We start from the raw sequence: 3,594 nt of genomic DNA, 5'->3' as shown, positions 1-3,594 counted from the left end.
GCCGTGGCGTTTGAGATAGTCAGGGCTGCTGACGACCACGAACGAAAACGATGGGGTTAGCCGCACCGCGACCATGTCGACCGCAATGAACTGGCCGAGACGGATGCCGGCATCGAACCCGCCGGCCGCGAGATCGACCATCTCGTCGCTCGCGGCGATCTCCAGCTCGATCTCGGGGTAAGCCCGGCAGAACGACGCGATCATCGGCTCCAGGATCAACGGCACGACAGCGCGGGGCACGGACAGGCGCAGCAGACCGGTCGGCCGTTGGCCGATGTCACGCACGGCCTCGCCGGCCGCGACGAGTTCTTCGAAAGCAGGGCCGGCACGATCGAGGAACCGCTGGCCAGGCTCGGTCAAGCCGACGCTCCGTGTCGTGCGGACGAACAGCGCCGCACCCATGCGTGCCTCCAGCGCGCGCACCGCCTGGCTCACGGCGGACGGTGTCACGCCGAGTTGCGCTGCGGCGCGGCGGAAGTTGCGGTGCCTGGCGACAGCCAGGAACGCCTCGATGCCCTCCAGCGCACCATGTCGGACTGTGTAGTTCTGCTTCATAGGTTGTTGTTATTACGCCGGGTAGTCGAATTATGGAAGTGGGCCTAGGTATGAGCTGAACCTAGGAGACATCATGCGATGACCGATGAACTTGAAGGGGTACGCGACCATTATCGCGCGACGGGCCTGACCGAGCGGCTGAAGACGGTGTTGGCTGCCCTCGGCCCGGAGGACCAGCTCCTCACGCCCCAACAATTGGGCGTTCTCGACCAGTTTCACACCCGTGGGCTAGCTGCCACCGCCGAGCTTGCCCAATTGGCGGGGATCGCTGCCGACATGTCGATACTGGACGTCGGCTCGGGCGTCGGTGGGCCGGCGCGCTTTCTGGCTGCGACCTATGGCTGCCGGGTTACTGGCGTGGATCTCAGCGAGCCTTTCGTGGATGCCGCGCGCTATCTGACCGAGCGCACGGGACAGAGCGGGCAGCTGTCGTTCCAGACCGCCAGCGCATTGGAGCTCCCATTCGACGATGGCCGTTTCGACGCGGTGCTGTTGCAGCACGTGGCGATGAACATCTCTGACCGGACGCTGCTCTACAGCGAGATTCGGCGCGTGCTGAAGCCAGGCGGCAGGTTTGCCACATACGACGTCGTGCTGTCTGGAGGCGAGCCGCACTATCCGCTTCCCTGGGCGAGAACGCCGGCGACGAGCTTTCTCCTAACAGCCGGTGCGACGCGCGAGGCGATCGAACCGGCCAGCTTCCGCATGCTGGCATGGCAAGACGACACCGACGCCGCCAAGGCGTGGTTCGCACAGTTGCGCGCGTCGGGGCCGCCGCCTTCGCCCAATCTCGGCGTGGTGATGGGACCGGACTTCGCTGAGCTTGCGGCCAACCTCGGACGAAATCTTATGCAAGGTCGGCTCGGTATCCTGACCGCAGTGTTCGAGGCCGCATGAACCAATTGTCGAGAGGAGGCCAGATGTCCACCGAAGTCCTATTCCAAATCCATCTTGTTCTGGGCTATGTCGCGTGGCTGCTTTGCTTCGCTACATACGGTTTGCCGTGGCTCAGGTCGATGGACCGGGTCGCGGCGCAGCGCGCTGTTGCCGCTCTGCACAGCTTCCGCTTCTTCGGGCTGGTCTTCCTCGTTCCGGGTGTCGTCAGCCCCGATTTGCCTGCCGGCTTTGCCGTGTTTGCTGCCTACGGCGACCTTGCAACAGGAGTGCTGGCCATGCTGGCGCTGCTCACGGTGAGGATACCTCAGCTCTTCTGGGCGCTCGTCGTCGCCTTCAATCTGGTCGGGACGGTCGACCTCATCGTGGACTATTACCACGCCATCCAGGTCGGCCTCCCCCAGCGTGCGGGCGAACTGGGCGCCACCTACGCGATCCCGATCATCTACGTGCCGCTGCTGATGATCACGCACATCGTCGCGTTCTATTTTCTGGTGCGTCCTCCGCAAGCCGCGGCTTGGACTGTCGCAGACTAGTCCTTTGCCGCCGCCGCCTTGATGTCCAGCAGGCCGTAGCCGAAATCATTGTCGCGTCCCTTGGGGCCGAGATCCCTGGCCGTTGCCGCGAGCGCCTTTTCGATGTCGTCGGCCGAGCGATCGGGCGCGGCATGGATGAGATTGGCGATGGCGCCGCTCACGATCGCCGCGGCAAACGAGGTGCCTGTGACCACATCCGAGCCGGCGCCGCTCGGCGCCACCATCTCGACGCCGGGTGCCGAGATGAAGACATAGGCGCCGCGATTGGCCTGCGGCATCAGCCCGTCCTTGGCATCGGTGGCGGTCACCGCGACGACACCATCGAAGGCGGCCGGATAGCCATAGGGCGCCTTCGGCCCGTTGTTACCGGCTGCGGCGACCAGCACCATGCCGAGCGCGCGGGCATTGCGGCAGGCGACGCCGAGCAAATCGTTCTTCGGCCCGACAAAGCTCATATTGATGATGCGCACGTCCTGTTCCGCCGCCCAGTCGAGCGCCGACAGGATGACGTCCATGGTCGACTTGCCGTCCTCGAAGGCGCGGGCGTGATAGATTTTTGCGCCCGGTGCCATGCCTTCCAGCGCGCCGACGCCGGCGATCAGCCCGTCGATCGACGTGCCGTGATCGCGCTTTTCGATTGGCACGTCGGGCATGGCGTCGAACTGCCCGGCAATGACGCCCGAGAGCGCCGGGTTGGTGTCGTCGATGCCGGTGTCGATCACCGCGATGCGGACGTTTTCTCCGTTGGCCTGCTTGGAATCGAGTGCAATGCGGTCGAACGCATAGTTGACGATGCCGGCGGCCTGCTGCAGCGAATAGACGTGATTGGGCTCGCGCCGCTGGGTGCGGCCGTCGGCGGCCAGTTGCGCCAGCACGACGCCGACGGGCCGGCCGTCGGGAATGCCGAAGCGCACCAGTGTGGTGCCAAGCAGCCGCGACTGGCGCTGCGAGCGCACCTGCAGGCCGAAGGAGGCGGCGATCTGCTGGACAGCGCCGGCATCGCCGTCGACGGTCACCAGCACCTCGTCGGGCACGAAATCGCCAACCACCGCGCGCCGCGGCTGAACGGCAATGAGATCGGTCGGCGAGACGATCGGGCCACCGGGCGGGGGGCCGGCTTGAGTGTCGGCCGGCGGCGTCGCCGGTTCGGGCCGTGGCGTCGGCACAGGGGTCGGGGGCGCCGCCGGGTTGGGAAACAGGTCGACGATCAGGGCCGGCAGGAACACCGCGCCGGATTGCGCCGCATCCGATCCGCCCTCTGTGTCGCTGCCATCCTTGGCGCAGTCGGCGCCTGCCGCATTGGTCCCGTCGCGGCAGTCGATTTTCGTCTGGTCGGGATTGGGATCGTTGGTCTGCGCCGACGCGGGCACGGCGACGATTGTCATCGCCGCCGCAAGCATTGCCGCAAATCGAATGACCGCCTCAGCCGCCATCAACCGGTTTCCTTCCCTCGATCACAGTCTCCGTGAAAGCCTGGGCGGCAACAAGGCCGATTTGCCTGGTGTAGTCGGCTGCGTTGGCAGCCGGGATGCCAAGCCGGAACACGCCGTCGGCGGTCGGTCCGCCGACGATCTTCAGCCCGTTGCTGCCGAGGAAGGCGGAAATGTCC

4 protein-coding genes and 1 pseudogene are annotated in these 3,594 nt (G+C 65.9%); 2 read left to right on the top strand and 3 right to left on the bottom strand.

The window, feature by feature from the left end; all coding sequences use genetic code 11:
- A partial coding sequence (locus EN884_RS29575; RefSeq protein ID WP_128360901.1) for a LysR family transcriptional regulator occupies nucleotides 1-555 on the bottom strand: 555 nt, incomplete at its 3' end.
- A gap of 78 nt (nucleotides 556-633) precedes the next feature.
- On the opposite strand from EN884_RS29575, the gene EN884_RS29570 reads away from it, so the two are divergent.
- Both EN884_RS29570 and EN884_RS29565 read left to right on the top strand, forming a co-directional pair.
- The gene (locus EN884_RS29570) at nucleotides 634-1,452 is read left to right on the top strand and encodes a class I SAM-dependent methyltransferase (protein ID WP_063169816.1); all 819 of its coding nucleotides are present in this window, start codon (nucleotides 634-636) and stop codon (nucleotides 1,450-1,452) included.
- Nucleotides 1,453-1,475: 23 nt separating this feature from the next.
- Entirely contained in the window at nucleotides 1,476-1,985 is a 510-nt protein-coding gene (locus EN884_RS29565; protein WP_013528257.1) for a hypothetical protein, read from the top strand.
- Here the strand turns inward: EN884_RS29565 and EN884_RS29560 are convergent.
- Together EN884_RS29560 and EN884_RS29555 are read right to left on the bottom strand one after the other, a co-directional pair.
- The gene (locus EN884_RS29560; protein WP_063169817.1) at nucleotides 1,982-3,418 is read right to left on the bottom strand and encodes a S8 family serine peptidase; all 1,437 of its coding nucleotides are present in this window, start codon (nucleotides 3,416-3,418) and stop codon (nucleotides 1,982-1,984) included. The two genes, EN884_RS29565 and EN884_RS29560, sit on opposite strands and share 4 nt — an antisense overlap.
- Nucleotides 3,408-3,594, bottom strand: a pseudogene (locus EN884_RS29555) (anti-sigma factor); the annotation flags it as partial. The pseudogene EN884_RS29555 and the gene EN884_RS29560, both read right to left, overlap by 11 nt.

It is taken from the genome of Mesorhizobium sp. M7A.F.Ca.AU.001.01.1.1, assembly GCF_004022735.1.
Taxonomy (GTDB): Bacteria; Pseudomonadota; Alphaproteobacteria; order Rhizobiales; family Rhizobiaceae; genus Mesorhizobium; species Mesorhizobium ciceri.
The sequence above is the reverse complement of the archived record's forward strand: the minus strand, read 5'-3'. Positions and strand labels throughout refer to the sequence as shown.